The 26,414-nt window shown below is 61.4% G+C and carries 28 protein-coding genes and 1 riboswitch; of the genes, 8 read left to right on the plus strand and 20 right to left on the minus strand.

Going from position 1 to position 26,414, the window contains the following annotated elements; genetic code table 11:
* Nucleotides 1–39: 39 nt before the first annotated feature.
* The 3 genes from NHF53_RS02035 to NHF53_RS02045 form a co-directional block, all read right to left on the minus strand.
* A complete protein-coding gene (locus NHF53_RS02035; protein ID WP_252832896.1) occupies nucleotides 40–894 on the minus strand; it encodes an NlpC/P60 family protein in 855 nt (284 codons plus the stop codon).
* A gap of 9 nt (nucleotides 895–903) precedes the next feature.
* Nucleotides 904–1,254, minus strand: coding sequence for a helix-turn-helix domain-containing protein (locus NHF53_RS02040; RefSeq protein ID WP_148156548.1), 351 nt, complete (start codon nucleotides 1,252–1,254; stop codon nucleotides 904–906).
* A gap of 86 nt (nucleotides 1,255–1,340) precedes the next feature.
* The gene (locus NHF53_RS02045) at nucleotides 1,341–2,732 is read right to left on the minus strand and encodes a M17 family metallopeptidase (protein ID WP_252832897.1); all 1,392 of its coding nucleotides are present in this window, start codon (nucleotides 2,730–2,732) and stop codon (nucleotides 1,341–1,343) included.
* 145 nt (nucleotides 2,733–2,877) lie between these two features.
* Here NHF53_RS02045 and NHF53_RS02050 point away from each other — a divergent pair, with 145 nt between their 5' ends.
* The gene (locus NHF53_RS02050) at nucleotides 2,878–3,702 is read left to right on the plus strand and encodes a tetratricopeptide repeat protein (RefSeq protein ID WP_114363711.1); all 825 of its coding nucleotides are present in this window, start codon (nucleotides 2,878–2,880) and stop codon (nucleotides 3,700–3,702) included.
* A gap of 28 nt (nucleotides 3,703–3,730) precedes the next feature.
* On the opposite strand, the gene NHF53_RS02055 is transcribed toward NHF53_RS02050, so the two are convergent.
* The 10 genes from NHF53_RS02055 to NHF53_RS02100 form a co-directional block, all read right to left on the minus strand.
* On the minus strand, nucleotides 3,731–4,372 hold the full coding sequence (locus tag NHF53_RS02055; protein WP_252832898.1) for a LysE family translocator: 642 nt from the start codon (nucleotides 4,370–4,372) through the stop codon (nucleotides 3,731–3,733).
* 21 nt (nucleotides 4,373–4,393) lie between these two features.
* Nucleotides 4,394–4,476, minus strand: a riboswitch (ZMP/ZTP riboswitch).
* Between the two features lie 40 nt (nucleotides 4,477–4,516).
* Nucleotides 4,517–5,503 (minus strand): type II secretion system F family protein, encoded by a 987-nt coding sequence (locus NHF53_RS02060; RefSeq protein WP_114363713.1) that lies wholly within the window; start codon nucleotides 5,501–5,503, stop codon nucleotides 4,517–4,519.
* Nucleotides 5,504–5,513: 10 nt separating this feature from the next.
* Complete coding sequence (locus NHF53_RS02065; RefSeq protein WP_252832899.1) at nucleotides 5,514–6,527, minus strand: type II secretion system F family protein; 1,014 nt, start codon at nucleotides 6,525–6,527, stop codon at nucleotides 5,514–5,516.
* Between the two features lie 5 nt (nucleotides 6,528–6,532).
* Nucleotides 6,533–8,038 (minus strand): CpaF family protein, encoded by a 1,506-nt coding sequence (locus NHF53_RS02070; RefSeq protein WP_252834882.1) that lies wholly within the window; start codon nucleotides 8,036–8,038, stop codon nucleotides 6,533–6,535.
* 30 nt (nucleotides 8,039–8,068) lie between these two features.
* Nucleotides 8,069–9,358, minus strand: coding sequence for a CpaE family protein (locus tag NHF53_RS02075; RefSeq protein ID WP_252832900.1), 1,290 nt, complete (start codon nucleotides 9,356–9,358; stop codon nucleotides 8,069–8,071).
* A gap of 33 nt (nucleotides 9,359–9,391) precedes the next feature.
* A complete protein-coding gene (locus NHF53_RS02080) occupies nucleotides 9,392–10,132 on the minus strand; it encodes a CpaD family pilus assembly protein (protein WP_170141881.1) in 741 nt (246 codons plus the stop codon).
* Between the two features lie 12 nt (nucleotides 10,133–10,144).
* Nucleotides 10,145–11,737: a type II and III secretion system protein family protein gene (locus NHF53_RS02085; RefSeq protein WP_374590988.1), complete on the minus strand. Its 1,593-nt coding sequence runs from the start codon at nucleotides 11,735–11,737 to the stop codon at nucleotides 10,145–10,147.
* Nucleotides 11,734–12,555, minus strand: a complete 822-nt coding sequence (gene cpaB / locus NHF53_RS02090) for a Flp pilus assembly protein CpaB (RefSeq protein WP_252832901.1) — start codon at nucleotides 12,553–12,555, stop codon at nucleotides 11,734–11,736. The genes NHF53_RS02085 and cpaB overlap by 4 nt, the downstream gene beginning before the upstream one ends.
* Before the next feature lie 89 nt (nucleotides 12,556–12,644).
* Nucleotides 12,645–13,157 (minus strand): prepilin peptidase, encoded by a 513-nt coding sequence (locus NHF53_RS02095; RefSeq protein ID WP_252832902.1) that lies wholly within the window; start codon nucleotides 13,155–13,157, stop codon nucleotides 12,645–12,647.
* Nucleotides 13,158–13,290: 133 nt separating this feature from the next.
* On the minus strand, nucleotides 13,291–13,467 hold the full coding sequence (locus tag NHF53_RS02100; protein ID WP_252832903.1) for a Flp family type IVb pilin: 177 nt from the start codon (nucleotides 13,465–13,467) through the stop codon (nucleotides 13,291–13,293).
* 485 nt (nucleotides 13,468–13,952) lie between these two features.
* On the opposite strand from NHF53_RS02100, the gene NHF53_RS02105 reads away from it, so the two are divergent.
* From NHF53_RS02105 to NHF53_RS02135, 7 genes are all read left to right on the plus strand, one after another.
* Nucleotides 13,953–14,321 carry a pilus assembly protein N-terminal domain-containing protein gene (locus NHF53_RS02105; RefSeq protein WP_244658798.1) on the plus strand — a complete coding sequence of 123 codons (369 nt, stop codon included), beginning with the start codon at nucleotides 13,953–13,955 and terminating at the stop codon, nucleotides 14,319–14,321.
* Between the two features lie 137 nt (nucleotides 14,322–14,458).
* Nucleotides 14,459–15,067 (plus strand): TadE/TadG family type IV pilus assembly protein, encoded by a 609-nt coding sequence (locus NHF53_RS02110; RefSeq protein WP_252834884.1) that lies wholly within the window; start codon nucleotides 14,459–14,461, stop codon nucleotides 15,065–15,067.
* A gap of 107 nt (nucleotides 15,068–15,174) precedes the next feature.
* On the plus strand, nucleotides 15,175–15,684 hold the full coding sequence (locus tag NHF53_RS02115) for a TadE/TadG family type IV pilus assembly protein (RefSeq protein ID WP_114363864.1): 510 nt from the start codon (nucleotides 15,175–15,177) through the stop codon (nucleotides 15,682–15,684).
* 115 nt (nucleotides 15,685–15,799) lie between these two features.
* On the plus strand, nucleotides 15,800–17,020 hold the full coding sequence (locus NHF53_RS02120) for a phosphopentomutase (protein WP_252832904.1): 1,221 nt from the start codon (nucleotides 15,800–15,802) through the stop codon (nucleotides 17,018–17,020).
* On the plus strand, nucleotides 17,017–18,009 hold the full coding sequence (locus tag NHF53_RS02125; protein ID WP_252832905.1) for an adenosine deaminase: 993 nt from the start codon (nucleotides 17,017–17,019) through the stop codon (nucleotides 18,007–18,009). The genes NHF53_RS02120 and NHF53_RS02125 overlap by 4 nt, the downstream gene beginning before the upstream one ends.
* Nucleotides 18,010–18,169: 160 nt before the next feature.
* The gene (gene upp / locus NHF53_RS02130) at nucleotides 18,170–18,799 is read left to right on the plus strand and encodes a uracil phosphoribosyltransferase (protein ID WP_112686250.1); all 630 of its coding nucleotides are present in this window, start codon (nucleotides 18,170–18,172) and stop codon (nucleotides 18,797–18,799) included.
* 155 nt (nucleotides 18,800–18,954) lie between these two features.
* A complete protein-coding gene (locus NHF53_RS02135) occupies nucleotides 18,955–19,470 on the plus strand; it encodes a TIGR02281 family clan AA aspartic protease (RefSeq protein ID WP_252832906.1) in 516 nt (171 codons plus the stop codon).
* 23 nt (nucleotides 19,471–19,493) lie between these two features.
* Here the strand turns inward: NHF53_RS02135 and deoA are convergent, their stop codons facing one another.
* Genes deoA through NHF53_RS02170 form a run of 7 tightly spaced genes read right to left on the minus strand, consistent with a single transcriptional unit; the run spans nucleotide 19,494 to nucleotide 26,388 of the window.
* Complete coding sequence (gene deoA / locus NHF53_RS02140; protein ID WP_252832907.1) at nucleotides 19,494–20,804, minus strand: thymidine phosphorylase; 1,311 nt, start codon at nucleotides 20,802–20,804, stop codon at nucleotides 19,494–19,496.
* A 3-nt stretch (nucleotides 20,805–20,807) separates the two neighbouring features.
* Entirely contained in the window at nucleotides 20,808–21,581 is a 774-nt protein-coding gene (gene deoC, locus NHF53_RS02145) for a deoxyribose-phosphate aldolase (RefSeq protein ID WP_252832908.1), read from the minus strand.
* The gene (locus NHF53_RS02150) at nucleotides 21,568–22,383 is read right to left on the minus strand and encodes a purine-nucleoside phosphorylase (protein WP_252832909.1); all 816 of its coding nucleotides are present in this window, start codon (nucleotides 22,381–22,383) and stop codon (nucleotides 21,568–21,570) included. The genes deoC and NHF53_RS02150 overlap by 14 nt, the downstream gene beginning before the upstream one ends.
* The gene (locus tag NHF53_RS02155; RefSeq protein WP_252832910.1) at nucleotides 22,380–22,772 is read right to left on the minus strand and encodes a cytidine deaminase; all 393 of its coding nucleotides are present in this window, start codon (nucleotides 22,770–22,772) and stop codon (nucleotides 22,380–22,382) included. Before NHF53_RS02155 ends, NHF53_RS02150 begins: the two co-directional genes overlap by 4 nt.
* 1 nt (nucleotide 22,773) lies before the next feature.
* On the minus strand, nucleotides 22,774–23,745 hold the full coding sequence (locus NHF53_RS02160; RefSeq protein ID WP_252832911.1) for an ABC transporter permease: 972 nt from the start codon (nucleotides 23,743–23,745) through the stop codon (nucleotides 22,774–22,776).
* A gap of 11 nt (nucleotides 23,746–23,756) precedes the next feature.
* Entirely contained in the window at nucleotides 23,757–24,860 is a 1,104-nt protein-coding gene (locus NHF53_RS02165; protein ID WP_252832912.1) for an ABC transporter permease, read from the minus strand.
* 7 nt (nucleotides 24,861–24,867) lie between these two features.
* Nucleotides 24,868–26,388 (minus strand): ABC transporter ATP-binding protein, encoded by a 1,521-nt coding sequence (locus tag NHF53_RS02170; protein ID WP_252832913.1) that lies wholly within the window; start codon nucleotides 26,386–26,388, stop codon nucleotides 24,868–24,870.
* Nucleotides 26,389–26,414 lie beyond the last annotated feature (26 nt).

Raw genomic sequence — 26,414 nt, forward strand, 5'->3', positions numbered from 1 at the left:
CGGAGCCGGCAAGCGTAAGACCGCCACCGGGGCGCACGATCATGTGACGGGCCTGCGATAACCGGTCGGAACGTCATAGAGCCAGGCGATACGCTTCACCGCGGCCTCGAAATCCTCGCGCGCAACGGTCATGGTATGACCGTTGGCGTGAAGCAGGGTCTTCTCGTCTTCCATGATTGCCACATGGCCTTTCCAGAAGACGAGATCACCGCGTTTCAGATCGCCGCGTCCGATCTCGACGCCGAGTCCGGCGGCCTGCATGTCGGTGTCGCGGGGCGCCGAACGGCCCGTCATCATCAACGACAGCTGGACGAGACCGGAGCAATCGATACCAAAGCCGGAACGTCCGCCCCACAGGTAGGGTGTTTCAAGAAAGCGGGCGGCGATGGCCACGTAGTCGTCGCTCGCATAGGTGCCGATCGGCAAGCAGTGCCCCGCCACGATCGCCCGCCTGTCCGCGACCAGGAAGTAGCGAGTGCCCCGGGTCTCGGCCTCGCCCACGACCGCGACGCGACTTCCCATCGAAAGGGCAGCAGAAGCGGGGAAGCGCAGATCCGCGCCGGGATACAGAAAGGTACGGGGGACGACTACATGATGGGTCGGTGACGCGTCCGGGGGTGCAAGCGCTCCGTCTGGCAGGTAGCCGACATAACCGTCACTCGCTGCCTTCACCCATGCCCAGCCCTCGGCGCGGTCGAAGACCGTCACCTCTTCTCCGAAGAGAACCTCCGTGTCTATGCCTGATGCTGGATCCGGCTTGGGACGAAGGCCTGAAACCGGCGAGACGATCCTGGCCGGCTCACCCGTAACGAAGCGACGGGCGGCGACCTGCCCCTCCAGCCTCTTTTCAGCCAAGTCCTCGCGATAGGCGTTCAATCGTCTGTCCAGTGCCATAAGACCCTCTCAAAGCGCCAGCGCTCGCCCCTTTTCGATGACGAGGTCACCGAAGTGCTCGAGGTAGAGTGCACCACCAACGGTGCGCTTGATAACGACGTTGCGACGATCACGATCATCCCGCACGCGCTCGACAAGGCCCATCTCTCCCATGGTATCGAGCGCACGGGTGATCACCGGCTTGGTCACGCTGAGCGCTGCCGCAAGCCCGCGCACCGTGTGAGGCGGCGGTACGAGGTAAATGTGCAGGAGAATCGCCATCTGCCGAAGCGTGAGATCGCGATTGTCCTGCTGCACCTGCTGCAGCGTCACCCTGTGCCACAGGCTCAATGCCTCGGTTGCGGTCAGTTCCACACTCATCCGACGTCATCCGGGTTCACGACGCACTCTTTTCCGGCAATCGGCCGTCGTTGGCAAGGCTCGCTGTTGGGTAAGCGCCCGCCGCGTCATCGAACGCTGGAGCGCAGATAGCGGTAGAGCGCGCGGATCGCCTGGGCCTCGCCACCGACCGGAGAATGCGGACGCTCCGAAGGCGCCCAGCCGAAGATGTCGAAATGGGCCCAGCTCCTGGCGCGGCTCACGAACCGCTTGAGAAACAGGGCTGCCGTGATTGCTCCTGCCATGCCGCCGGCCGGCGCGTTGGTGAGGTCGGCGATCTGGCCCTTGAGGCTCTTGTCGTACCCCATGTAGAGCGGCATCCGCCACAGCGGATCGTCGGTTTCGAGGCTCGCGTCGATGAGTTCGGCGGCAAGTTCCTCATCGTCTGTGAAGACGGGCGGCAGGTCCGGCCCGAGCGCCACGCGCGCCGCGCCGGTCAAGGTCGCCATGTCGATGAGGAGATCGGTTTCCTCTTCGTCCGCATAGGCGAGTGCATCGGCGAGGATCAGCCGCCCCTCCGCGTCCGTGTTGTCGATCTGTACGGTCAATCCCTTGCGGCTGCGATAGACGTCACCGGGGCGGAACGCATTCCCTCCGATGGAATTCTCGACGACAGGGATGATGACACGCAGGTCGACCTTCAGCTTGGCGTCCATGATCATCAGCGCCAGCCCCAGGACATTGGCTGCGCCGCCCATGTCCTTCTTCATCAGCAGCATCGATGAAGCAGGCTTGATGTCCAGACCGCCGGTGTCGAAGCATACTCCCTTGCCGACGAGAGTGACGCGGCGATGTCCGTCCTTGCCCCAACGCATCTCGAGCAGACGCGGCGCCTCGGCACTCGCCCGACCCACGGCATGAACCAATGGGAAATTCGCCTTCAGGAGGTCATCGCCGACAACGACCGACACCTCCGCCTTGTAGTGTTCGGCAACCGACCGGAACACACGTTCGAGCTCGACGGGCCCCATGTCGTTGGTCGGTGTGTTGATGAGGTCTCGCGCGAGAAAGACACCGGCAAGTTGCCGTTTGATGTCAGTCGCGTCGGCATCCTGCGGGATCAACAGCTTCGGCCCGGACTGAATCTCCTTGCGATAGCGGTCGTAGCTGTAGCTGCCGAGGCCGTAGCCGAGCGCCAGGCGATTGGCCGTGAGGGGCGCGGTCTCGATGTGCCAGTCGCCGGCAGGAAGCTGGCGGGCGAGCTTGCCGGCGAGAAAGGGCGTCGCCGAAGGATTGGTGCCGAGGCCGAAGAGCGCGCCTCCGAGATGGCCGTCGGCCGTCGGAACGAGAAGCAGCGCCCCCGCCTCTGCGGTGAAGCCCGCCTTGCGCGCCCAATCAAGCGCGATCGGATCGATCGTGCCGGTCTCGACATGGGCGGGCGTCACGGCGAAGATCGGAAGGGTCTTCCCGCTCTTCGTGCTGAAGGGGCTTTTTCGGTCGATATATTGGTAGGGCGCCATGGATGCTCTTTCTGCGGAATCAGTCGAGGGTGCCGACATTAACGCTCCGTTAGGGTTAACAGATTATTGCTGGTCACATGTTGCGTCGGATGTCACCTGCAGGTTCTGCCGACGCCGGAAGTGCCGCATCAGGGGGAAGTGAATCATGGGGGCCAGGAGAACCACATCACGTCGCGTGACGATGACCGCCAAAGTCTGCATTCTTGCGCTCGCGACAGTCATGGCCGGTTGTGCGACCACCGCCAAGAAGGACCCGACCGTCACCGGGTCAATCCCCACGCTCACCAAGCCGGTCGAGACGATGACGGCGAGCGAACTCGCCGCCGCCGCCGAGCGGATCGGCTCGGCCTATGATCGTAACCCCAAGGACAGGCAAACGGGTCTCACCTACGCCAGCATCCTGATGATGACCGGCCGCGATACCCAGGCGCTGGCCGTGATGCAGCAGGTGGCAATCGCTCATCCCGCCGACCGAGACGTACTCGCCGCCTACGGCAAGGCGCAGGCGGCAGCCGGCCAGATGGAGCAGGCATTGTCGACCATATCGAGAGCACAGACGCCCGACCGGCCGGACTGGCGGCTCTATTCCGCCGAAGGCGCCGTTCTCGATCAGCTCGGCCGTTCTTCCGAAGCTCGCAGCCGCTATCGCATGGCTCTCGATCTCAAGCCGAACGAACCGTCCGTGCTTTCCAATCTCGGCATGTCATACGTGCTGTCCGGCGACCTGAGAACGGCAGAGACCTATTTGAAGTCGGCGTCGCAGCAGCCGACCGCCGACAGCCGCGTTCGCCAGAATCTCGCCCTGGTGGTAGGCCTTCAGGGACGTTTCGACGAAGCCGAGCGTATTGCGCGCCAGGAACTCGATCCGCAGCAGGCCGAGGCAAACGTCGCCTACCTCCGCTCGATGCTCGCACAACAGAATTCCTGGAAACAGCTTGCCGCGAAGGACGCCGACACCCGGACCAACTGACGCGGTCATGACGGGACCACCCGAGACTTCACCAGACGCGTGAGGAGATTCCCTCTGCGGCAAGCCGTGTGCCGAGGCCAGCCATGACCGCACCGGCACTTCGGTCGATCCAGACCTTTGCACGAGCGTAGGCGCGGCGCGGCCCACTCGCGGAAAAGACAAGCGCGACGAGCAGATACCATCCCGCTTCTACACCGAAGAGCATCGGCACCAGTGCAAGCATCAGCCAACGCTCCGGCTGGGCGGGAAGAAGTGCGGCGAAAATACTGCCGTAGACGATAACGGTCTTGGGATTGCTGAGCTGGGTGAGAAGGCCGGCCACAAGAACGCCGCCAAGCGACGTTGCCCGCACCGGTCCACCGTCCTCAAACACGAGCGGGGCGGACGCGTGCCGAAAGATGCGCAAGCCGAGATACACAAGATAGATGCCACCGAGTATCTTTGCGAGTACGAAGACTGCTTCGGCCCGCAGGAGGAGTGCGCTCAGACCAAGCAGCGCCAGTCCTCCGAGGCACGCACCCCCGGCACCCATGCCGAGCGCTGCGGCAATACCAGCCGCCCGTCCCTTTGCTATTGCTGTGCGGCTCACCAGAATGAAACTCGGTCCGGGGCTTATCGCTCCAATCAGGATCGCGCCGAGAATACTGAGGAAGATCACTTGAGACGACATGGGACAACTCCAGAAGTTGGATGTTTGTGCCCAGGCGAGCGGCGTTCGTTTCGCCCGCGCTCCCCGATGGTCATCCATCTCTGTCGCCAGTCGCGCGGGTGACAATAGATAGCGGCTTTCGTCACCAGTCGCAATCTGCTTGCCTCAGAAGCGGTCGGACACCTGAATGCCTGCCGGTCCGAGAATGACGGCGACGAGCACCGGCAAGAAGAAGAGGATCATCGGCACCGTCAGCTTGGGCGGCAAGGCGGCCGCCTTTTTTTCTGCTTCGTTCATGCGCTCATCGCGGCCCTCCTGCGCGAGGACGCGAAGCGCCTGCGCGACCGGCGTCCCGTAGCGCTCGGCCTGGATCAGGGCCTGGGTAACACTCTTCACGCCATCCAGCTGGGTGCGGTTGCCGAGATTTTCCAGTGCCGTTCGGCGGTCCTGCAGGAAGGAAAGCTCGGCGGTCGTCAGAACCATTTCCTCCGCGAGCTCCGGCGACTGAGTACTCATTTCGTCAGAAACACGGCGCATCGCAGCCTCGATGGAGATCCCTGACTCGACGCAGATCAGCATGAGATCAAGGGCATCCGGCCAAGCGCGCTTGATCGAGAGCTGCCGCTTGCCCATGCGGTTGGAGACGTAGATGTTGGGCAGATAGAAGCCGATATAACCACCGACCACCGTCACCAGCATACGAATGGCAAACGGCCTTTCTGCGAGATTGCCGAGCACGAAGATCCAGACGGCCGTCAGCGTCAGTGTCAGGAAAGGCAGAAGAAACCGAGCAACGAGAAAGATGTTGAGAGCGTTCTGCGAGCGGAAGCCCGCGGCTTTCAGCTTGTCCATCGTGGCGTCGTCGACCAGCGCCTGCCGCAGGTTGAACTTCTCGACGATCTGGCGGACGGAATGGTTATGGGCGGCACGAAGGCTTGTCTTGCCGCGCGCGCCGTCTGCATTCATGCGGGCGCGTTCGCGGGCTCGGATCTGATCCCGTTCGGTCGACACCGCCTTCATGCGCTTTTCGAGGTCGCCGCGCTCGAGATAGGGAATGGCGATCGTATAAAGCGTCGCAAAGACCGCGATGGCCACCAGAACGGCGACAACCAGCGCCGGGTCGGTCAGTCGAGCGGCGAGATCCTGCGTCATGGCGTGCGTCCTAGATGTCGAAATTGATCATGTTGCGCATCACCAGGATACCTATCGACATCCACACCGCGGAAATGCCGAGAATCATGTGGCCGCGGGGATCAGTGAACAGGATCATGATGTAATGGGGCGAGGTCAGATACACGAGAAGTGTGACGATGAACGGCAATGCACCAATGATGACGGCAGAAGCTTTCGCTTCCATGGAGAGCGCATTCACCTTGGCCTTCATCTTCTTGCGCTCGCGCAGCACGCGCGAGAGGTTGGCGAGTGCCTCGGAAAGATTGCCGCCGGCCTGGGACTGAATGGCAATGACAATCGAGAAGAAATTGATCTCCTGCAACGGCATGGTCATGATCATGCGTTGGCAGGCTTCCGGGATGCTCAGGCCGACCTGCTGGGACTCGACTACGCGGCGGAACTCGCCCTTCACTGGCTCCTGCCCGTCGGAGGCGATCAACCTCAACGCATCGTTCAGGGGCAGACCGGAACGGATCGAGCGAACCATGACGTCCAGCGAATTCGGAAACTCTTCCAGAAACTTCTTCTGGCGGCGGCGAACGAGAAAGCCGACGATCCACCGCGGCAAGCCGAGCCCAGCGACGAATGCCGAACCGAGCGTGACGAGCAGCGGCATGCCGGACAGGAAGGTGAGGACGAGCACAGCAACACCGAAGGCTGCACTCAAGAGGTAGAACTGCGTGAGCGAGATGGACAGCCCGGCCTGAACGAGGCGCGACTTGATGTCGGCCTTCGCCATCTTCCTGTTCTGCTCCTGCTGTTTGCGCTCGAGATCCTTGAGCGAATCCTGAACGGACTTTCGGCGTTTGGAAATTTCCTGTACGCGGTCCCGTGCCGCCTTGATCTTCGCCAGATCGGTTTCAGCCGACTTGACACGGCTGATACGGCTTTCCGTCTTCTTTTCGACCTCGATCCGCGAATAAAGCACGCCATAGGCAAGTGCACCGGCAGCAACCGCCACCAGGGCTATGATGAGCAAAATGGTAGGCTCGAGTCCGAACATGAGCGTCAGACCCCCTTGCTCTTCTGTTCCATGGCGTCGAGAGCGGCGGCAAGCCTGCGCTCTTCATTGTAGTAGCGTGCGCGGTCCCAAAAATGCGGCTTGCCTATGCCTGTCGAGACGTGGCGCCCGATGATCCGGCCATTGGCATCCTCCCCCTCGATCTCGTAGCGCACGAGGTCCTGAGTGACGATGACGTCGCCTTCCATGCCGATCACCTCGGTAATATGAGTGATCCGGCGTGAACCATCGCGCAAACGCGCGGCCTGGATGATGACGTCGATGGAGCCGGCGATGATCTCTCGTACCGTCTTCGCCGGCAGGCTGAAGCCACCCATGGCGATCATCGATTCCATTCGGCTCAGACACTCGCGCGGCGTATTGGCGTGGATCGTGCCCATGGAGCCGTCGTGGCCGGTGTTCATCGCCTGAAGCAGGTCGAACACTTCCGATCCGCGCACTTCGCCGACGATGATACGCTCGGGCCGCATGCGCAGGCAGTTCTTCACGAGATCACGCATGGTGATCTCGCCTTCACCCTCGATGTTCGGCGGGCGCGTCTCAAGGCGGACAACATGCGGCTGCTGCAGCTGGAGTTCGGCGGTATCTTCGCAGGTGATGACGCGCTCGTCGGTGTCGATATAGCCGGTGAGGCAATTGAGAAGCGTGGTCTTACCCGAACCGGTACCGCCGGAAATGACGACGTTGCAGCGAACACGCCCAATGATCTGCAACACGTCCGCGCCTTCGGGCGTGATCGCACCAAACTTCACCAACTGGTCGAGATTGAGCTTGTCCTTCTTGAACTTGCGGATCGTGAGCGCCGGGCCGTCGATCGCGAGCGGCGGCGCGATGACGTTGACACGGGAGCCGTCGGGCAGACGCGCGTCGCAGATCGGACTGGATTCGTCGACGCGTCGACCGACCTGGCTGACGATGCGCTGGCAGATGGAGAGGAGCTGCGCATTGTCCCGGAACCGGATATCGGACTCGATCGTCTTACCGCCGACTTCGATGAAGGTCTGTCCGGCGCCGTTCACCATGATATCGGCGATGTCGTCTCTCGCAAGCAACGGTTCGAGCGGGCCGTAGCCGAGCACGTCGTTGCAGATGTCCTCGAGCAGCTCCTCCTGCTCCGAGATCGACATCGCGAAGTTCTTGATCGTGATGATGTCGTTGACGATGTCGCGGATTTCTTCGCGCGCGCTTTCGCCGTCAAGTTTTGCCAGCTGCGACAGGTCGATTGTGTCGATCAGGGCAGAAAAGACCTGGCTCTTCGTGTCGTAATAGTCCTGGGTGCGCGCCGGCCGCTTGCGGCCGGCGGCAGGCGCCTGCATCGGTGGAGGCGTCACCTGCTGACGGCGCGTCGCGTCCTGGGCGACGGGAGGCGCTTCCGCGATGATCGCGCCGGCCGACGACGTACTCTCGGAAACCGGGGCAGGCGCCACAGGGGTCGCAGCCATACCTGCACCAGGGCCGGCCTTTCCGAATCCGTCGCCGCGTCTGCCGAACATAGCCACTTTACGTCATCCCCACGCTTGAACTTACTTTCTGCCGAGAAGTCCCAGGACCTTCCCGAGACCCCCCTTCTTCGGTTTCTTGATCGTCGCACGCCCCGTCACGAGGTGCGCGATCTGCGAGAGCGTCTCGGCCGTCGGAGACTTCGCGTCCGTCTCCGAAATCATCCGCCCACTGTTCGCCGCGTTACCGAACAGCTGCGCATCGAACGGAATGATTGCGATCGGTTCGATCTCCAGCGGCTCGAAGAAATCGCTCGGCGCGATCTCGGGCCGCTTCGGCATGCCGACCTGGTTCAATATGAAGTGAGGCGGCTTGTCGTTGGGACGCAGCTTCTTCAGTGCATCAAACATGTTCTTCGCGTTGCGCAGGTTGGCGAGGTCCGGCGCGCAGGTGATGACCACTTCATCGACCTCGGAAAGGACCGTTCGGGTCCAGTCCGACCACGCATGCGGCAGATCGAGTACTGAGACGGGCGCGCTCCGCTGCAGGAGTTCCAGCAGCGGCTGAAAGGCGTCGCGCGAATAGTCGTAGGCTCTGTCGAGGAGCGAAGGGGCAGCAAGCAGCGAAAGATGCTGCGAGCAGGTCGTGAGCAGACGGTCCAGGAACACCTCGTCGAGACGTTCCGGTGCAAAAACGGCTTCGGCGATACCCTGCGCCGGATCCTGGTCGAAATCGATGTTGGCCGTACCATAGGGCAGATCGAGGTCGGCGAGGATCGTCTCCGTGGAGAAGAGGTTCGATATGCCGAAGGCGCAATTGTGTGCGATGGTCGAGGAGCCGACGCCACCCTTGGCGCCAATGAAGGCGACGGTGCGCCCGAGCGGTTCGGCATCCGGGTCGACGAAGATCGCGGCAATAGAGGAGATGACCTCCGCCATGGAAACCGGGCCGACGATGTATTCGGATATGCCGTTGCGCATCAGCTCCCGATAGAGGGGGATATCGTTGTAGCGGCCAATAATGACGACCCGGGTGGTCGGATCGCAGACCTCGGCGAGCGGGGCGAGCTCCGCCAGCAGCGTGGACGACGGCGAGTCCGTCTCCAGAATGATCAAGTTCGGTGTCGGAGAGGAGGCGAACATCGCAGCGGCAGCGGCAATGTTGCCGCTGGTGATCCTGAGGCTCACCTTTGCCATCCGCCGGTCCTGGGCGCATTTTTCCATGACGCCGCGCGTGCTCTCCGCGATGCAGAAAGCGTGAACCGAGATGCGCGGCAGCGGACGCAGGTGCTCCAGATCAGCCGCAATTGCTGTCGGCTCGGCGTCCTGATTCTCACGAGAGCCTGTCTCGATATCGTATTCAATCGCGTTCATGCGTTTCCCCTGCCCCCGTATCCACTGCGCCGCCTACTTGGACGCCGTGTCCTTGCCTTCCCGGTAGAGACCAATCACCTTCGAGCGGCGAGCGGCGTCGATCGGGGCCACGCCGCGCGGTGCGATCAGATCCATGGGATTGGCGACTTGCGCTGCGAGATTGTTCTGGGTGGCGCAACCGAAGTTGTGCCAGTTGCGGTTCATGACGGTGTTGTCGGCGAGATCTTCCGGCCACTGGCCGCACTCATCGGTTACGGCTGTCGAGGCGACGAAGCTCAGACGAACAGGGGCAGCATCGCCGGAGGCCGCAGCCTGGTACGTCGTTTCGATGATGCGCGGTGCCGGGATTCCCTTGCCAACCAGTTCGGCGCGGATCTGCCTGCGCATGATCGATGCGGCCGCCGCGTTCGGAGAGCCCTGTGGGACCATAATCTGGATCGTTCCCGTCGACATGCTCAGGTAGTCCTGAGCGAAACCCGCGATCGTATCCTTCGTGTTGATCGTGAGATTGCGGTCTCCGGAGGCGATCGGGATGTCGAGCGTGTGCTCCACCTCGGTGACGGTGATCGGATGGCGGGTCCGGTAATCATCCGGAATGGAGCCCGTAGTCATACCGTCGCGGTTGGCGCCACACCCGGAAAGAACCATCGTCGCGCCGGCGATGACGGCGGCCAATGCGACCCTGCCGAGACGGGGACTGATCCTTGCTGGCGTCGATGCAGGCATGGTCTTGTGTCTTTCTTTCGAAGCGGAAGAAGCGCTGTTCTCAGACATCTGCATCTCCGATCACTTGTAGATGAAGCCGACGGTGCCGTGATATCGGCCGGTCACGTCCGCTTCCTTGCGGCCGTAGACCTTGTTGACGCGGTTCAGGAAGAAGGTCGCGCCGTCGTTTTCCGGGTTGAAGTTGTCGTCGGGGCGGGCGAGCTGGTTACGGGCAACCGGCCGCACGAGATAGGGCGTCGCGATGATGACCAGCTCAGTTTCGTTGCGCTGGAAATCCTTGCTGCGGAAGAGAGTGCCGAGGATCGGCACCTTTGATAGCCCGGGAAGACCGGACATCGCCTGGCGGATATTGTCCTGAACGAGGCCAGCGATCACGATCGAACCGCCGGACGGCAGTTCCACAGAGGTCGAGGCCTCGCGGCGTCGGATCGACAGGTAGGTCGAACCGGGGATACCACGGGAGGTGTTGCCGGTCACGACCGAGGCTTCGTATGTCGGTTCGGAAACGTTCGTCTCGATCTGCAGGCTGATGCGGCCGGGCGCCAGCACGACAGGACGGAAGTTGAGCTCGATCCCGTAGTTTACTGTGTCGGTCGTCCGGGAAACGGTGGTTTGGCCCGTATCTGCATCCGTGGAGACCTCTTGTTCTGCCGGAAGGCGGAATTCGCCACCGACATAGAACTTGGCGCGCTCGCCCGAAATCGCCGTCAGGCTTGGTTCGGCAAGCGTGCGCATGACGCCCGCCTGCTCCATGGCATTGAGATAGCTGCTGACCGCATAGCTGCCGATTGAACCGAACGCGGTCGGGAGAACACCTCCGATCGCGTTGGAGACGTTGACTGCGTTGCCGAGATTGGCCGGGTTCTGGAAAGATATTCCGCTGCTGCCGTCGGAAACACTTCCGTTGAAACCGAGCTGCTTCAGAACCTGCCGGCTGACTTCGGCAACCGTGACCTTGAGCGTCACCTGGTCCTCGCCCTCGATGGTCAGCAGGTTGACGATCTGCGAGACCTGCCGATCTTCCGCGAAGATGGCAACAGCCCCGTCGCCACTGCTTCCGCTTGTCGCCGTCTCGTTGCGGGTGGTCGCCTCGCCGCCTTTCAGGAAGGCGCGAGCCAGCCCCTCTGCCCGCTCCGCGTCCTGCGGGGTGCGAACGGTACCCGTCAGCACGATGTTGTCGGATACGATCTCGACCTTGATGTCGGATTCGGGGATAAACCGGCGAAGGTTGTTCTCGAGGCCTGCGATATCCCGCTCGATCTCGATGTCGAGGCTGACGATCTCCTCACCATTCGGTCCGAAAATGAAGATGTTCGTCTGACCGACTGCCTTGCCGAACAGATAGATGCGCCGGGACGTCCGGGTCACGGCATCGGCCATCGACGGGTCAGCGACCAGGATGTCGTGAGCGTCGGTCGGCAGATCGACGACGAGGGCCTTGTTGAGGCCGAGCTTGACGGTACGCCGCGCGCCGGCACCGACCCTGGATATCGATATGACACTCTCAGATGCGGCCGATGCGGCCGGCAGGTCGAAAAGGCCTGAAGCAATATTACCCGGCATGCCGGAAAACGCCATGGAGAAGGCGATGCCGCCGGCGAGCGAGGCCCGGATCCTGTGTCTGAAGTCTGTCACCTTGGCGTTCCCGTTCATTGCATCTTTACCTCGGCGTCCTTCACGACATTGCCGTTCTTGATCACCTGGATCGCGGGCATTCCGGAGCTGCCGCTCAACAGGTAGTCGGCGGCAGACGTATCTTCTTCCTGGGCGTCGGCCACGGAGCGCAGCGCCAGCGACAGACGATCGGCCATCTGCTGTGCGACGGTTATGACCTTGGCCTGGTCGGGTGTCAGCTCGAGCGTGGCCGTGGTGCCGATCACCGATTTGGAGCCGTCGTCCTTCTCCTCAACCTGTTGGTCGATGGCGAGCACGCGCACGTTGGCAAGCACCGTCTCGGTCAGATAGTTGCCACTGCCATTGCCGCTCTTGTCCGAGCGGACCATGATCACGTCGACGCGGTCGTTCGGGAGGATGAAACCGCCGGCGCCGGTAGCGACCGAGATTTCCGTCGAGACGGCTCGCTTGCCGGACGGCAGAAGTGACGACATGACACGGGCGGAGGAGTCGGCGATCTTTTCGCGCCGGATGGGTTCGCCCTCGAAAAGCGGCATGCGCACGATGACGCCGGCGAGCTCCGTCAGAGCCTGCGGGCGGTTGCTTTCCGTTATGAAGCCTTCAACGACACCTGATGACGGCCAGGCCATCCAGTGCATCGACTTCTCGTCCAGCCGGGAACCGACCGGCAAATTGGCCGCCGACACGAGGACGTTGACGGTCTCTTCCTTCTGCATCACCGCCTCGGTCTGCTGCATGATGACCGTCTTCGGTCCCGACATGCGCATGGCGAGCATGCCGGCGGCGCCGGCTGCCACGACGGCGACTGAGAGAATGATGACACGGGCGGGCTTCATGATCGATCCTTGAGGGACTCAGAGAATTGCCCCCTCAGAATGATCAGGAATTCGTGTAATTATGGTTAACGACCGACTTACGCGGATGGTTAACGAAGGCTTTCCAAAGCCTGCAACATCAGCGGCGATTGCGCGTACGCAGATAGCCCCCCGATGGCGATCGCTATCCCATAGGGAATCTTCTTGGCCGACAGGATCGAGTGTGGAACGGGAAGCCCCAGGGCAATGACCAGATTGGCCTGGGCGCGCAGCATAAGGATGAGGATCGTGAGCGCGCCGCCTGCGTATCCGACATAGGCGAGAAAAACAACGAGCGACTTCGTCAGGCCGAACCAGATTGCGGCAGCGGTCAAGAGCTTGGCATCTCCTCCACCCATGACGTTCAACGCGAAAAGGACAAATCCTGCGGCAAAGACGAGAACGCCTGCTGACAGGTGCAGCGTGAAATCAGACCAGCCAAGCCCGACAAAGGGCGCGACGAGAAGGAAGGCACCAAGAAGGATCGCCGGGATGCGATTCGGAATGGTCATCTCGAAGAAATCCGTAAATGCCGCCAACGCGAGGCAGATCGGAAACACTACGAAGATGATTGCTTCAACCATAACTAATATCCTGACGCTCGATCCATCCTATGCAGTCAGCGGTGAAGAATTGCTGAAAGGTCGTCTACAAGAACACTGCCATAAAAAAAGGCCGCCCTGTAGGGCGGCCCTTGGATCTGCTCAAACCAGATTATCAGCTCGCCGTAGCGTTGAGCTTGGTCGAGATGTTGTGGAACTGGGTGTTCAGCTTGTTGCCGAGCGTCGTGGCACCAGTGATGAGGGCGACGGAAATGAGGGCGGCGATCAAGCCATATTCGATGGCGGTCGCGCCGGATTCGTCTTTCAGGAAACGAGCGAAAATCTTGGACATGGGTCTCTCCTAACTCCGCAGAGGGTTGTTCAGCACTTCCTGCAACTGTTCGCCGTTGCTCGGATGAGTGCAAACTAACGCTGGCCCATTGCCATCGGCTTAAAAAACTACGTTACCAAAGGCTGAATTCGCGGAAGCCCGAGGTTTGGTAAACGACGGCTTGCCGTATTTCGGCGCATTCGAGAAAATGCTCCGCAACCGCCGCATGTAACGGGATAAAGACATGCTGGCGGCGCGACGCCACTCCGGACGACAAGGCCCCAATGGTCATTCCGACTTGTCCCGTTCGTGAACAATGTTGGCTTTGCGCGTCCGGTGGACCCAGAAATCTTCAGGGGTTACGGGCAGCGGTATTCGGCATGCGTCGATTTAACCGTTCATTCACCAATCCCGAGCATCCTTAGGAAGGCGTTTCGCTACCCATAGTGCACAGAAGGCCCGCAGGTATGATCCTCCGTATCGGTTCGTTTTCGATTGTCGTCGGCATGCTGGCGGCCGGTCTGGCCACGCCGGCGCTTTCCGCAGACGAGATGATGCGTGTCTATATGAATCAGGCGCGGGTCCTCAAACTCGATCGTCCGGTCAGCAAGGTCATCGTCGGGAATGCCGAAGTTGCTGATGCCACCGTTGCCGATGCAAAGACCATCGTCCTGACCGGCCGCGCCTTCGGAACCACCAACCTCGTTCTCCTCGATGCCGACGGAAACGCGATTGTCGACGAGCGCATCCTCGTGTCCATCGACGAAGGCAATACCGTGCGTGTCTTCAAGGCAACTGAACGTACCGTTCTCTCGTGCACACCGAACTGCGAGATCCATGCTCAGGTTGGCGACTCTTCCGCCGCTGCCCAGTAGATCACTGACCGGCGGCATTCCGAAGAATTCACTAAATTTTCCGAGGCTCGCGCAACCAAAAATCAAGGTTTCGCGGCGATGATGCCCGCTTGACATCCAGACACTGGTCGAAAGCGATGAATGCAGGCACGAGTGACATGAGCGGCGGCTTGGTCGAGCGGCAGCGCAAGAAAGGGATATGGCGGCGGTTTCGGCGCTCGCGCGACGGTGCCGCGGCGATCGAGTTCGCGATCCTAGCCATCCCCTACTTCATGATCATCTTCGCCATTCTGGAGACCTTTGCCGCGTTTACGGCCGAGCAACTGGTCACCAACGCCGCAAATACGCTGGCCCGCGAGCTGCGTACCGGCAAGATCACCTATAATCTCGGACGAACCACGGACAAGACGTCGGTGGAGTTTCGCCAAGCGTTCTGCGACGAGATCTCGATCATGATCGCGTGCTCCGCAACCGAGGTTTCGACGCCGTCCTCGCTCTATCTCGATGTCCGGACCTTCACCAAGTTCAGCGACATTCCGACTACGATCCCGCGGGTTTCCACGGCGGCCTTCGCCGATATCGACACGTCCGCATTTGCATACAGTCCAGGTGGACCAAAATCGATCAACATGCTGCGGGCCTACTATCGCTGGACCGTTCTCACCGACCTCGTCCGTCCTTACATCACGACCGTCCGCCCTGTCGATGGTTCGAGCTACTTCCTGATCGTCGCGACGACCGCCTTCCAGAACGAGGACTATCCGTGAAAGCTCCCGGCCACTGCAGCAAGGAACACGAGTGCACCTCCTTCACCCGCAGGGTCTCACAGTGTCTGACCCACGCATTCGGGCGTTTTTCCGCCGATGAGAGTGGCATGGGCGCAGTCGAATTCGCCCTTCTCATGCCGCTTCTCATCTTCGTGTACCTCGTCTCCTTCGAACTGACGATCGGCCTCAGCGTCAACAAGAAGGTTACCAATGCCGCAAGCGCGGTAGCCGATCTCGTTACCCGCCAGACAAACGTCGACAAGACCTATCTTGCATCCATGGACGACGTGGCGCAGGCGATCTTCGTGCCCTACGGAGCAAGCGGCCTCAGTCTTAAGATCACCGGTATCAAGATCGACGGCAGCAGCAAGGCGACCGTCGCGTGGTCATGGGCGAACGACGGAACGACTCCGTACGCCGCAGGCAATGCTATCACCGTGCCGTCCAGCATGCTTTCTGCCGATACTTTTCTCGTCCATTCCGAACTTACCATCCCCCATGAGCTTCTCATGTACCTGCCGAACATGTCCGGCAGCGAGATCAAGAGCATTACGCTCGGCAAGGACTTCTATTATCGCCAGCGCGTCGGCACCGAGATCACCTGCTCCGATTGTTGAGCGCAGCGCCGCGGGCAATTTGCCAAGCCGCCCTTCAAGCGCTATGCATGCGCTTTGAATACAAGGCTTTCTCTGCTGCATTTCGACTGTCGATCGCGGCAGCTTCGGGTGGACAATGGCACGGGCTTTTCTTTTCGTACTCGATTCCTTCGGCGTCGGAGGCGCACCCGACGCCCGTGACTACGGTGACGACGGTGCGAATACGCTGGGACATATCGCTGAGTTCTGTGCGGCGGGAGCCGGCGACCGCAAGGGCTTGCGCTCAGGGCCACTCTCGCTTCCCAATATGTCGTCGCTGGGCTTGGTGACGATAGCGAAGCTGGCGAGCGGGCGGGCCCCGGCCGCGATGCCGATGCCAGACCGCGTCTTCGGGCTGCATGGCGCGGCCAGCGAAGTTTCACGCGGCAAGGACACGCCATCGGGTCACTGGGAAATCGCCGGCACGCCGGTGATGTTCGACTGGGGCTACTTTCCGGCCGAGGGCGATGCCTTTCCGCCGGAGCTGGTCGAAGCGATCTGCCGGGAGGCGGAGCTACCCGGCATTCTCGGAAATTGCCACGCCTCCGGAACGGAGATTATTGCCCGCCTCGGGGAGGAGCACATCCGGACCGGCAAGCCGATCTGTTACACATCGACGGATTCTGTGTTCCAGATCGCCGCCCATGAGAGCCACTTCGGCCTCGAACGGCTGCTGAACCTCTGCCGCATCGTCCGCAAGTTCGTCGACCCGCTGAATATCGGCCGTGTCATCGCGCGGCCTTTTGTCGGCGAAACACCGGCGACCTTCGTGCGAACCGGCAACCGCAGGGACTTCTCGGTGCCGCCGCCGGAGCCGACGCTTCTTGACCGGATCGTGGAGGCGGGCGGAAAGGTGCATGCCGTCGGCAAGATCGGCGACATCTTCGCCCATCAGGGTGTCAGCGATCTTACCAAGGCGAACGGCAATATGGCGCTGATGGACGCAACGCTCGACGTCATCGATCGCGCCGAGGATGGCGATCTCGTCTTCACCAATTTCGTCGACTTCGACATGCTCTACGGGCATCGCCGGGATGTACCCGGCTATGCGGCCGCTCTCGAGGCATTTGACCGACGGCTGCCGGAAGTTCATCGAAAGCTGCGCCCCGGCGACATGGTGGTACTCACCGCCGACCACGGCTGTGACCCCACCTGGCGGGGAACAGACCACACTCGCGAACGCGTGCCGATCATGGCTTTCGGTCCGGGCATCAAGTCGCGCCTGGTCGGCATTCGCAGTACTTACGGCGACATCGGCGAGACGGTTGCCGCCCATCTCGGAATTCCTGTCGGACGGCACGGACGGAGTTTTCTTTGACATTGCATCTTAAGAAGGCAGAGCTGCACTGCCATATCGAAGGCGCGGCTCCGCCGTCGCTCGCCCTTACGCAGGCCGAAAAATACGGCATCGACACGGACGGCTTCATTCGTGAAGGTGTCTATGTCTGGAACGATTTCACGAGCTTCATCGCCTGCTACGATGCGGTTGCTTCCGTCTTCCGCACGGCGGAGGACTACGCTCTTCTCGCCGAAACCTATCTGATGGACCTTGCTGCGGCGAACACGATCTACAGCGAGCTCTTCATTTCGCCGGATCACGGCGAGGCGGTCGGACTGCCGGCATTGGACTATATCGAAGGCTTGGCTGCCGGCATTCGGTTGGCCAAGGAGAAGACCGGCATCGAATGCCGGATGATCATCGTCGGTGAGCGCCATCTCGGCCCTGAAAATGTTGTCAGCCGCGCGAAATTTGCCGCGAAGCTCGATCATCCGCTCGTCACGGGCTTCAATATGGCAGGCGAAGAACGCATGGGCCGGGTCGCCGACTACGCTCCTGCCTTTGACATCGTGCGCGAGGCCGGACTCGGCATCACCATCCACGCCGGAGAACTCTGCGGCGCCTTCAGCGTCGCAGATGCTCTGGAGATCGTTCGCCCGACCCGCATCGGCCATGGCGTCCGGGCGATCGAGGAGCCCGATCTCGTGAAGAGGCTTGCCGATCTGGGTACAGTCCTGGAGGTCTGTCCCGGCTCGAACATCGCGCTCAAGGTCTTCCCGGACTACGACAGCCATCCCTTGCGGGAATTCGTCAACGCCGGTGTCCGCGTCACCTTGAATTCCGATGACCCACCGTTCTTCCACACGTCGCTCGTGCAGGAATACGAGACGGCATCGCGCGTAATGGGCTTCACGGACGAGGAAATCAACGCGATGACGCGGACTGCGATCGAGGCTGCCTTCGTCGACGAAGAAACGCGCAAGGTTCTCCTGGCACAACTCGAACCCACCCCGATGGCACGCGAGTAACACCTGCGAAATCTCCGTGCCGCGTCCCCCGCGAGCATTCCCGCGCGATCGGCCGGCTACAGCTGGGGATGATCTTCCAAAACGTCGCACTCCCCTTGCGGCGCGTGCCTGGAACGTGGAAAACAGTCTGATGCGCAAGACAATAAGAGAAGGCACAACCATGGACGGCGTCAAAGTCATCGATCACCCGCTCGTGCAGCACAAGCTGACCATCATGCGCCGCAAGGAAACTTCTACGGGGAGCTTCCGCCGGCTGCTGCGGGAGATCTCCACACTGCTCTGCTATGAGGTCACACGCGACCTCGAACTGAAGATGGAGACGATCGAGACGCCGCTGGCCGAAATGGAGTCGCCTATTCTCGAAGGCAAGAAACTTGTGTTCGCTTCTATCCTGCGCGCCGGCAACGGCTTGCTGGAGGGTATGCTCGAACTCGTGCCGTCCGCCCGTGTCTCGCATATCGGCGTCTACCGCGACCACGAGACGCTGCAGCCGGTGGAATACTACTTCAAGGCCCCCGAGGACATCGCGGAGCGACTGATCATCGTCGTCGACCCCATGCTCGCCACCGGAAATTCCTCGATCGCCGCTATCGACAAGCTGAAGGAACGCGGCGCCCACAATATCCGTTTCCTCTGCCTTCTCGCAGCGCCCGAAGGGATCAAGAACTTTCGTGAGGCGCATCCGGACGTACCTGTCTTCACCGCGGCAATCGACAGCCACCTGAATGAGAAGGGATATATCGTACCGGGACTGGGCGATGCTGGCGACCGGATGTACGGAACGAAGTAGAATTAGACCAAACTTAACCATCGGACCGAAAAGCGGTCGCCTGGACTTCTCCGGCGGCCGCTTTTCGTCGGCGTGTTAGCCAGTTCTTCAGGCGACTTCACGAACACTTGTGGCCATTCCGGTTCCATCGTGGAATCACGAGAGTGGTGACAAGCATGCTGATGCGCAGTCTGATGTTCGTGTTTCTCTCGGGTGTCGTCGCCCTGCAGATGTCGTCTTCCTTCGAGAGCTGGCAGAGCAAACTCGAGAACGCTCCCGTGGCGAGCGAAATGGCCTCCGTCAAGAACGCTGCCCTTTCGCCCGGCACATCGGTCCTGAAGGCAGATGCAGCGGGTCATTATCGCGGCCTCTTCAAGCTCAACGGAAAACCGGTCGAGGGGATGGTCGACACCGGCGCGTCCGCTGTCGCAATCAACGAAAGCACTGCCCGCCGTCTCGGCTACAGCGCCGCCTCCCTTGATTTCCGCTATTCGGTGAACACGGCCAACGGCCGGAGCGAGGCAGCAATCATCAAGCTGAGACGTGTCGAGGTCGGCTCAATCAAGGTCGAGGACGTTGAAGCCCTCGTGCTGCGCGACGATGCACTCTCCGACACGCTGATCGGGATGAGTTTCCTCAGTCGCCTGAGCAGCTACAAGGCGGAGCGCCGATCATTGACCATGGCTCGTTGACCGCCGGTCGAAACACCGAAAGCCTATGCCATCCTTTTCAGAATGACGGGCCTCGTGGGCGGATCCTCCTGCGCAATGGCATAACTTGCCTGCACCGTCTGGGCGGCACGTTCACCGCTGTCATGATCGGCGGCGTGGACGGTCGCGATCATGTCTCCCTTCGAGACCCGCGTGCCGATCGGCAGCAAGCCGCTCAGCCCGACGCGGGGATCAATCGAGTCGGAGGGCTTGGTGCGGCCACCACCGAGTGCAACGACAGCAAGGCCGAGTGCGCGTGTATCGCAGGTTGATATCCAGCCCTCCCGGGCGGCCAAGACCGGGATTTCGATTGCTGCTGCAGGCAGATGGACATCCGACCGCTCGATGAAGTCGGCAGGCCCGCCCAGTGCGCGGACCATCCTGCCAAAGACCTCTGCGGCTCTTCCCGAATAAAGCGCGCCGCGGCAACTCGTCTCCGCCGTCGCAGCATCCGGTGCCAGCCCTGCATTGACCAGCATCTCCGCGGCCAGGGCCAGCGTCACCGTCTCGAGCCTTGTGCCCGCCTTCCGTCCCAGCAGAAAATCGACGCAGTTTCGAACCTCGATCGCGTTGCCGGCACAATCGGCGAGCGGCTCGTTCATATCTGTCAGCAAGGCCGATGTCTTGAGGCCGGCGCCATTTGCCACACGAACGAGGGAGCTTGCGAGCTCTTCGGCCTCGGCGAGACTCGTCATGAAGGCGCCATTGCCGACCTTGACGTCGAGCACCAGCGTCTGGAGCCCCGCCGCCAGTTTCTTCGACAGGATCGACGCCGTGATGAGCGGAACGGATTCGACCGTCGCCGTCACGTCACGTATGGCGTAAAGCCGCCGGTCCGCAGGGGCGAGGTCGCCGGTCTGGCCGATGATCGCACAGCCGACCTCTTCCACCGTACGATGGAACGTGGCGGCATCCGGCATGACCTGGTAGCCCGGAATCGACTGCAGTTTGTCGAGCGTACCGCCCGTATGGCCAAGGCCACGCCCGGAAATCATCGGGACCGCAAGACCACAAGCGGCTGCGATCGGCGCAAGCATCAGCGATACGTTGTCGCCGACGCCTCCGGTTGAATGCTTGTCGGCGATCGGTCGCCCCACTTCGGGCCAGGCGAGGACCTCACCCGAATCACGCATCGCGACTGTCAGGGCGACGATCTCTTCCGCCGTCATACCGCGGAAGAAGACCGCCATGGCGAAAGCGGCAATCTGGCCTTCCGACAAGGTGTCATTGCTGAGAGCGGCGATGAATTCCGATATCTCTCCGCTCGTCAGCACGGCGCCGTCGCGCTTGCGACGAATAACTTCCTGAGGCAGCATCCGTCAGTACCCCGCCCTTTCTTCAAGGGACTGGCCCTCGCCGAGGATCGAGAGAATGTCGTCCAGAAGCCCCGACGCCCCGAACCGGAAGGTCGACGGCATAACCCAGTCGTCCCCCATGATGGTCCGCGCATGCCGCAGATAAAGCGCCGCATCGGCAACGCTCGATACGCCGCCCGCCGGCTTGAAACCTACCTTGCGCCGGCTGTCGCGGATGGCGAGCAACATGATGTCGGCGGCCTCCAGTGTGGCATTCACGGCGACCTTGCCCGTTGATGTCTTGATGAAATCGGCCCCTGCGGCAATCGCAAGCTCCGATGCACGGCGAATGAGGCTCGCCTCCTTTAGCTCTCCCGTTTCCAGGATCACCTTGAGAAGCACACGCTCACCGCAGGCAACCCGAATGGCCTCGACCATCTCCGTCACCGCAGCCTCGTTGCCGGCGATCAACGCGCGATAGGGGATGACGAGGTCGATCTCGTCCGCGCCGTCATCAATGGCGTCCGCCGTCTCGGCCACCACCTCGGCAACCGAAAGCTCGCCCGAGGGAAAATTGACGACGGTCGCGATCCTGACCGGGTTGTCTGCACCAAGAATCGCACGCGCCTGGGCCACGAAGCGCGGCCAAATGCAGATGGCTGCGGTGTGGCCATACGCAGTCTGCGCCTTGGCGCAGAGTTCGACTATCGCCTGCGGCGTGCACTCATCCTTGAGGTTCGTCAGGTCCAGCAAGGACAACGCGACGGCCGCATTCGCTCTCAGTTCATGGATTTCCAAGATCAGCTCCTTCGCTCGCGATCATCGCCTTCAGTACTGCCGCCAGTCGCCTGCCGCCGATCGGCGCCATGTCCTTGGTTTCTTCATGGCTGAGTTCGGCACCCGTCATGCCGGCACCGTAGTTGGTGATCACCGACGCCGCAGCGACACGCAAGCCGAAAAAGCGGGCGAGGATCACTTCCGGCACGGTGGACATCCCGACGGCATCAGCGCCGAGTATCCGCGCCATGCGGATTTCCGCCGGCGTTTCGAAGCTCGGGCCAGAGAACCACATGTAGACGCCGCTCGCGAGCGGGACGTCGACCGCGGCCGCCGCGTTACGCATCGCCGCGGCGAGTTCGCCGTCATAGGCGGATGTCATTCCAACGAAGCGTTCGTCGCGCTCCTCGCCGATCAATGGATTTCGGCCGGAGAAATTGATGTGATCGGTGATCTGCATCACCGAGCCCGGCGGCAGATCCTCCCGCAGCGATCCAGCGGCGTTGGTGAGGATCAGCGACTGAACGCCCAAGCCCTTCAAGACCTGGATCGGCAGGCGCATCGCACCGGCATCACCCTTCTCGTAATAATGGACGCGTCCGGCGAGCATGATCACAGGGACACGGTCCAGCCACCCCGCCACCAGTTCGCCGGCATGACCCGAGACGCCGCTGACGGGAAAACCCGGCAGATCACTGTACGAAATGCGCACCGGATCGGTGACCTCGTCCACCAGCGAGCCGAGACCGGAGCCGAGAACGATGCCATAACGCGGCATCAGGCCATTCAGTCTCTCGACAAGGAGATCGATGACATCCCTCATCCAAGGCTCTCCGTCTTGAACGCGAAAGGCAGAAGCTCGTCCATCGTCAGCGTCTTCTGTACGCCGCCGTCATCGCAGAGATAGATGCGGGTTTCGGGTCCGGCGAATTCGGCGATCTTCTGACGGCAACCGCCGCAAGGCGGGCAGAGCGCCAGCTTTTCGGCGATGACCGCCATTTCGACGATCTTCCTGCCGCCGCCCATGATCATGCAACCGATTGCCGTCGGTTCGGCACACCAGCCTTGGGGAAAGGAGAGATTCTCGATATTCGCACCGGCATAGACCTTCCCGTCGTCGGCGCGGATCGCTGCGCCGACCGGAAACTTCGAATAGGGCGCGTGGGCATATTTCATCGCATCGCGGGCTGCCTCGAAAAGATCCTTGGACATCTCAACGCTCCTTTACATAGGGTACGCCACCGGCCTTCGGCGGATTTGCCGAGCCGATGAGGCCGGCGAGCAGCACGCAGGTCAGGATATAGGGCAATGCCTGGAAGATCTGAACCGGTACCTCGCCAATCCCCGGAACCGACTTGCCCTGCATGAAGTTCGCGAGCGCATCGAGGAAGCCGAAGAGGAGACAGGCGAGCATGACAGGCACCGGACGCCACTTTGCGAAGATCAGCGCTGCAAGGGCGATATAGCCCTTTCCGGCCGACATGTTGTTGATGAAGGCCGCCGACTGCGCGATCGCCAGATAGGTGCCCGAGAAGCCACAGAGGAAGCCGGCAACGAGCACGGCACGGTAACGCAGCCACGTCACCGAAATACCGGCCGTGTCAACCGCGCCCGGGTTCTCGCCGACGGCGCGCAGACGCAGACCGAAACGCGTGCGGTAGAGTACCCACCAGGAGAGCGGAACCGCCAGGAAGGCGAGATAGGTCAGCAGGTTGTTACCGGAAATCACATTCGCATAGAGCGGCCCTACGAACGGTACCTCGCGGAGCGCATCGGCGCCCGGAAGCATGATCGGGCCGAAGCGGGCGTCGGCGGGCAGGCCGGGCGTTCGACCACCCTGGCGGAACCAGGCCTGGCCGAGGACGGCAGTCAGGCCGGCGGCCGCGAAGTTGATCGCAACGCCCGAGACGATCTGGTTGCCCCGATTGGTGATCGACGCAAAACCATGCACCAGCGAGAAGGCAAGCGATACGGCGATCCCGCAAGCGAGGCCGACCCAGGGTGAACCGGTTGCATAGGCAGCTGTCGCGGAGGCAAATGCCGCGGCGAGCATCTTGCCTTCGAGTCCGATGTCGAACACGCCTGCGCGTTCGGAGAACAGTCCGGCGAGTGCCGTGAAGATCAACGGGATGGAGAGACGGACTGTCGAGCCGAGAATGCTGACGAGAATATCGAAGTAATCCATGACAGCAGCCCTCAACTTCTCGCCAGTTGCTGATAGATGCGAACGATCGCCGGCCGGAACATGTATTCGAGCGCGCCGGCAAACAGGATTACCAGACCCTGGATGACAACGATCATGTCGCGGGTAATGTTCGGCATATCGAAGGAGAGTTCGGCTCCTCCCTGATAGAGAATACCGAACAGGATAGCTGCAAGCACGATGCCGACCGGATGGTTGCGCCCCATCAGCGAAACTGCGATCCCGACGAAGCCGGCGCCGCCGACAAATTCGACCTGCAGACGGGCCGATGCCCCCATGACCGGATTGAGAGCCATCATGCCGGCAAGTCCGCCGGAAATCAGCATGGTGATGACGACGATCTTCACGTACGGAATGCCGGCATAGGCGGCGGCTGATCGGCTGATTCCGAGGGTTCGCATCTCGTAGCCGAACTTGGTGCGCCAGATCAGCACCCAGACCACCGCGCCCATCACCAGTGCAATCAGGAACGAGACGTTGAAAGGCGCCGGACCGAGCTTCAGCCCGAACAGAGCCATCAGCCAGTCAAGCTTCGGCAGCTGTCCGCCCGGGAGAAAGGTTCTCGTTTCCGGTGCCATCTTGCCGGGCACGATCAGCACGTTGACCAGAAGATACACCATCAGCGCCGCGCCGATGAAGTTGAACATGATCGTGGTGATGACGATATGGCTGCCACGCTTGGCCTGCAACCAGGCAGGAATGAAGGCCCAGGCGGCGCCGAAGACGGCCGCTGCGGCCACTGCGAACGGCATAGTCACATACCACGGCACATAGTGGTCGAGGGAAAGCGCCACCAAGGCCGCACCAAGTCCACCGACATAGGCCTGGCCTTCCGACCCGATGTTGAAGAGGCCGGCATGATAGGCGACCGCGACGGAAAGGCCGGTGAAGATGAAGTTGGTGGCGTAAAACAGGGTAAAACCGATACCCTCGCCGCGGCCGAGTGCACCCTGCAGCATCAGAACCAGTGCATCGTAGGGATTTTCACCGATTATCCAGACGACGAGACCGGAGACCAGAAAGGCGAGAATGAGGTTGATCAGCGGCAGCAGCGCGTAGTTGATCCAGTTCGGAAGGGGTACGGAAGCGGTGCTCATCTCAACCTCAAGCGGCAATACCGGCCATCATCAGGCCGAGCGTCTGTTCGCCGGTATCCGGCGTCTTCTCGCCGACGATCTTGCCGGCGAACATCACCAGAATACGGTCGGAGAGCGAACGGATTTCGTCGAGTTCCACCGAGACCAGCAGCACGGCCTTGCCGGCATCGCGCGTTTCGACGATACGACGATGAATGAACTCGATGGCGCCGATGTCGACGCCGCGCGTCGGCTGTCCGACGATCAGCAGTTTGGGGTCGCGCTCGATCTCACGAGCGACGACGATCTTCTGCTGGTTGCCGCCGGAGAAATTGGCGGTCTTCAGTCGCGAGTTCGGCGGCCGGATGTCGTATTTCTCGATCTCGTCGAGAGCGGCACGGCGCACAGCGTCGGGATCCAGGAACAGGCCTTTGCCATAGCGCTCGTCGTGATGGTAGCCGAGGATGGCGTTCAGGCTCTCCTCGAACGGAAGCACGAGGCCCATGTGGTGACGGTCCTCGGGAATATGGGCCAGTCCGAGACCGCGCAGTCGTGCCGGATCGAAGCCGGCGACCGGCTCGCCGTTGATCAGTATTTCGCCGGAGGTCGGTTTGCGAATTCCGGTTATAGCTTCGAGAAGCTCGCTCTGTCCGTTGCCTGCGACACCCGCGATGCCCACGATCTCGCCGGCGCGGACGTCGAAGGAAACGTCATCAACCATGGTGACGCCGCGGCTGTCCTTGACAGTCAGGTTCCTGACCGAGAGGAATACCTCGCCGGGCCTGGCGGCTCCCTTTTCGACATGCAGGAGCACACGGCGACCGACCATCAGTTCGGCGAGCTCCTCGACCGTCGTCTCCGACGTCTTGCGGGTCGCGACCATTTCTCCACGCCGCATGACCGAAACCGTATCGGTGATCGCCATGATCTCGCGCAGCTTGTGCGTGATGAGAACGACCGTCTTGCCCTGATCGCGCAGCACTCCGAGAATCTTGAAAAGGTGATCGGCTTCGGAGGGCGTCAGCACGCCCGTCGGCTCGTCCAGGATCAGAATCTCGGCGCCGCGGTACATGGCTTTCAGGATTTCCACGCGCTGCTGCAATCCGACCGGCAATTCCTCGATGACAGCGTCCGGATCCACCTCGAGCTCGTAATCCTCTTCCAGCTTCTTCAAGGCAGCCCGCGCGGCCTCCGTTCCCTTGCCGAGAAGCGCGCCCCCTTCCGCACCGAGCATCAAGTTCTCGAGGACCGTAAAATTCTCGACCAGCATGAAATGCTGATGCACCATGCCGATGCCGGCAGCGATCGCGGACTGACTATCACGGATGGCGACAGGTCTTCCATTGACGTGGATCGCGCCGCTGTCGGCCTGATAGAAGCCATAAAGAATCGACATCAGTGTCGATTTGCCAGCGCCATTTTCGCCGATGATGCCGTGGATCGACCCCTTGGCAACCGTCAGGTTGATATTCTTGTTGGCATGCACCGCGCCGAACTTCTTGTCGATTCCGATCAGTTCGATCGCAGGCGCCTGACTCGTTGCGTTCATTCCGGGTCCCCTAGACATAGTAAGGG

The organism is Ciceribacter sp. RN22, assembly GCF_024054295.1.
GTDB lineage: Bacteria > Pseudomonadota > Alphaproteobacteria > Rhizobiales > Rhizobiaceae > Allorhizobium > Allorhizobium lividum.